This is a genomic window from Flavobacterium sp. (assembly GCF_003525665.1).
Taxonomy (GTDB): Bacteria; Bacteroidota; Bacteroidia; order Flavobacteriales; family Flavobacteriaceae; genus Flavobacterium.
Window position 1 is genome coordinate 519 of sequence record NZ_DQDX01000133.1, and the last position, 4408, is coordinate 4926.

Annotated in this window: 2 protein-coding genes; both read left to right on the forward strand. The window is 35.0% G+C overall.

Going from position 1 to position 4408, the window contains the following annotated elements:
- On the forward strand, positions 1–620 hold a 620-nt coding region (locus DIU01_RS09475; protein WP_290833826.1), incomplete at its 5' end, for a tetraacyldisaccharide 4'-kinase.
- A 109-nt stretch (positions 621–729) separates the two neighbouring features.
- The coding region (locus tag DIU01_RS09480) for a GEVED domain-containing protein (RefSeq protein ID WP_290833828.1) at positions 730–4408 on the forward strand (3679 nt) is incomplete at its 3' end.

Below are 4408 nucleotides of genomic sequence, written 5' to 3' on the forward strand. Positions count from 1 at the left end.
AAGAAAAACCAGATGTAATTTTACTTGATGATGCTTTTCAACATAGAAAAGTAAAAGCGGGATTTTATATTCTATTGTCTGCTTACGATGATTTATTTTGCGATGATTTTATGTTGCCAACAGGAAATCTGCGAGAAAGTAGAAGTGGAGCAAAACGAGCTAATTTTATAATTATTACTAAGTGCCCAAAAAATCTTTCAATAGAAGAGCAAGATAGAATTAAAGCTAGAATTAATTATAAAATTCCAATATTTTTCAGTTTTATTGATTATGATACAAAGGTTTATAATAAAAATGAGGAAATAAATGTTAGTGAAATTATTGAAAAAGATAAGGTGATAATTGCCGGAATTGCAAAACCAGAACCATTTATTGATTTTATAAAAAAAGAGAATGATGTAATTATGATTTATCCGGATCATCATCATTTTGTTAATAATGAGATAAGTAGTATTAAGGAAAATTCTTTTGGAAAAATAATTATTACCACTGAAAAAGATTACGTGAGGCTAAATAGTCAAAATTTGAATAATCTATATTATTTGCCTATAAAAAGTACTTTTTTGATAAATGACCAAACATTTAATGGTTTAATAAATGATTATATCATTAAATTTTAACAAAAAAATTAGTATTGTTTAGTTATAAATTAACATAAATTGTGTTAATGTTTTGTATAATCTAAATTCATTGATTAGATTTACTGCTACAAATAACTAAATTCACAATATGAAAAAAATTACTAAACCCTTTTTTGGTAAAAGCATTTTGGTACTCTTTGCCTTGTTTTTATCGATTTTGTCCTATGGGCAATGTGTCAATCCTACTGCTTTCTTAACAGTCACTTCCAATAATTCGGGTACTGTGCAAGAAATTGGAGGATGTACGTACTCAACGGAGTACAATACTATTAATGGACTTGTTGTTGGTGAAAATTATATTTTTACTGCAGAGACCAATATTTTTGGAGAAACACCTAGTCCAAGATACATATCAATCACTAATGCAAGCAATGTTTCAATTGCTCATGGAATGTCGCCTTTGGTTGTTAATGCAATTACAGCAGCAACAGTGAGACTTCACGTTTCAAATGATGCATCGTGTGCTGGTGGAAGTATTTGCCACACAACTAAGGTTCAATTTTTAGCAGATTGTCCAGCTCCAAATAATTTGGGTGCCAATGGATTTACAACTACAGGAGCAAATCTTACTTGGTCAGCGGTAGGAACAGAAACTGCTTGGGACATCCAATACGGTGTAACAGGATTTACTTTAGGTTCTGGAACAATTGTTACTGATGTAAATGCTTCAAATTATGCACTTACAGGTTTAGCTTCTGGAACAGTTTATCAATATTATGTAAGAGCAAATTGCGCTTCAGAGGATAGTTTATGGGCTGGTCCTTTTTCTTTTGCAACGGTTTGTTTACCAGTAACGGAGTTTTATGAAAACTTTGACACAACTACTGCTTCATTTGGTGGTCCACTACCAATTTGTTGGAGTAAAGGAGGAAGTGCTGCAAATGTTTATCTAACTGGTGGAAGTGGTATTCCTATGAGTGCACCAAACAGATTGTACATGTTTTCTAATAGTAGCATTTCTATTGAAACTTTTGCAAATATGCCATTGGTTTCAAATTTACAAGCTAATACACACAGATTAAGATTTACAGCTTATTGTACAGTTGCCGATAGAGTAATTCAAGTTGGATATTTAACAGATCCAAATGATGTTGCAACATACCAATACTTAGATGAGTTTTTAATGCCGTCAACTCAAATTGGCGCTGCTGCTCAATTTACTTTAGCTCCTGGTGCTTTACCATCTGGAGTTCAAAGATTAGTTTTTAGAAATGTAACTGCTCCAACTGAGACAGCAACAATATATATTGATGATGTAAGATGGGAAGCAATACCAACTTGTACAGAGCCAACGAATGTATCTGTTAGTAATGTTTTAGGTACTTCTGCATCGGTAGAATGGGTTGCTCCCGCTTCTGCGCCTGCTGCAGGGTATGAATACTTTTTGTCTACTACCAACACAGCTCCAACAGCTGCTACAGTTGCTACAGGTTCAGTTGCTGCTGGTGTTACAACCTTGAGTTTAACAGCGCTTACTCCTGTAACAAATTATTTTATTTGGGTTAGATCTGTATGTTCTACAACATCAAAGAGCGTTTGGACATTAACATCTGCATTTACAACTCCTTGTGCTTCTTTTGTTCCTTATTATTTAGAAAATTTCTCAACATTTACATTTAGTGCATTACCAACTTGTTGGGGTAAATTTAATGATGGAGATCCAAGTACAGGACCTTCTGGAACACCAAACTCTGGTAGCTGGAGTCCTGCTAACATGCTAAATGTTGCTGGTAACAACGCAGCTAAAATTAATTTATATGGATCTTCTGCGAAAGGTTGGATGGTTTCACCAGTTTTTGACTTAACTGCTGGTGGCTACCAAGTGAGAGTTAATGTTGGTACAACACAGTGGAATCAACAAGGTCCTATAAATGCACCAGGACTTATGGGTGCTGATGATACTGTTCAGTTTTTAATGTCTACTAATGGAGGAACTACATGGACGCCATTAGAAACATATAATAGTTCAAATACTCCAGGAAATAGCATAAATACTGAAATTTATGATATACCAACAGTAACATCAAATTCTGTTAAATTTGCATATTATGCATCAGCAGGTACAGTTTCTGACGGACCAGATTATGATTTCTTTATCGATAATTTTATTGTTCAAACAATACCATCAACAGTTCCTACTTGTGCTAGTAATGTTGTTGCAACAATAAGTGCAGGTTGTGGAAACTTTCCAACAGTAATTTCATGGAATGCAACATCTGGTGCAGATGGATACAAGTTAAGTCTTGGTACAACTCCAGGTGGAACTGATATTTTGAATGCTCAAGTTGTAAATGGTGTGAACTACTCTTATACAGGTGCAATCAATGCTACATACTATTACAAGCTTGTACCATTTAATGCTAATGGTGATGCGGTAGGATGTGTTGAGCAATCCTTTACAACTGCTGCAACAGGTTGTTATTGTACTTCTGTTCCAACATCTAATGATGGAAATGGGATTACAAATGTTCAATTAGTTACAACAAATTTCCCAACTACAGATGTGACTTATTTTGACCATTCTGCGTCAACTGTAACTATGAGTCAAGGTATTAATAACAATGTTCAAGTTACTTTTGCTACAGGGTTTACTTACGATACTAATATTTGGATCGATTTTAATAACGATTTTGATTTTACAGATGCTGGTGAATTAGTTTTAACGGGTATTGCGTCTACAAACGCTAACCCAACAACTTTAAACGCTTCATTTGTAATGCCTGCAACGGCACCATTAGGTGTGCATAAAATGAGAATTGGAACTGCTGACTCTGGTCAAGTTCCTCCTAATCCTTGTTATTCTGGTTCTTGGGGTGTAACGTTAGATTTTTCAGTTAATATTGTAGCACCAAGTTGTACTCCTGCAGCGTTTTCAACTGCTACTGTAACGCCAAATTGCGCTACTTCTCAATATTCAATTGCGGTTAATATTACTTCATTAGGAAGTGGTTCACCAGCAATTTCTGATGGAACTACGACTTGGCCAGTTACTGCAACTGGTGTAATCAATGTAGGTCCGTTTCCTAGCGGCTCAGCATCAGTTGTATTAACTTTACTTCATGGTACAGACGCTACTTGTAACATTCCTGTAGGAACTTATACATACATCTGTCCTCCTGCAAACGATAATTGTTCTACAGCGGTAGCTTTAACAGCTGGTGGTGTATTTGCTACTAACGCAGTTGTTGGTACTACAGTCGGAGCTACAAATTCAGCTCCACCTGCACCAAATTGTGCTTCATTTCAAGGTGCTGATGTTTGGTATTCTGTGGTAGTTCCTGCTTCTGGAAGTATCACAATTGAGACTAATCCTAATCCAACAAGCCCTATTACAGATACTGGTTTGGCTGTATACAGTGGATCTTGTACAAATTTAACTTTAGTTGAATGTAATGATGATGATTCTGCAACTGGTAATTTCTCTCTTGTTGATCTTACAGGTAGAACTCCAGGTGAAGTTTTATATGTTAATGTATGGGAATTTGGAGGTGATGTAGCCGGGACTTTCCAAGTTTCTGCTTATGATGCATCTTTAGGAAATGAATCATTTGATTCGTCAAGCTTTAGATTCTATCCAAATCCTGTGAACGATGTATTGAATTTATCATACGCTCAAAACATTAATAAAGTTCAAGTTATAAATATTTTAGGACAAGAAGTTAAAACAGTAACAATGGATGCTAATCAAGCTCAAGTTGATATGTCTAATCTTCCAAGTGGAACTTATTTAGTTAAAGTTACTTCAGATAATCAAGTAAAAACTGTAA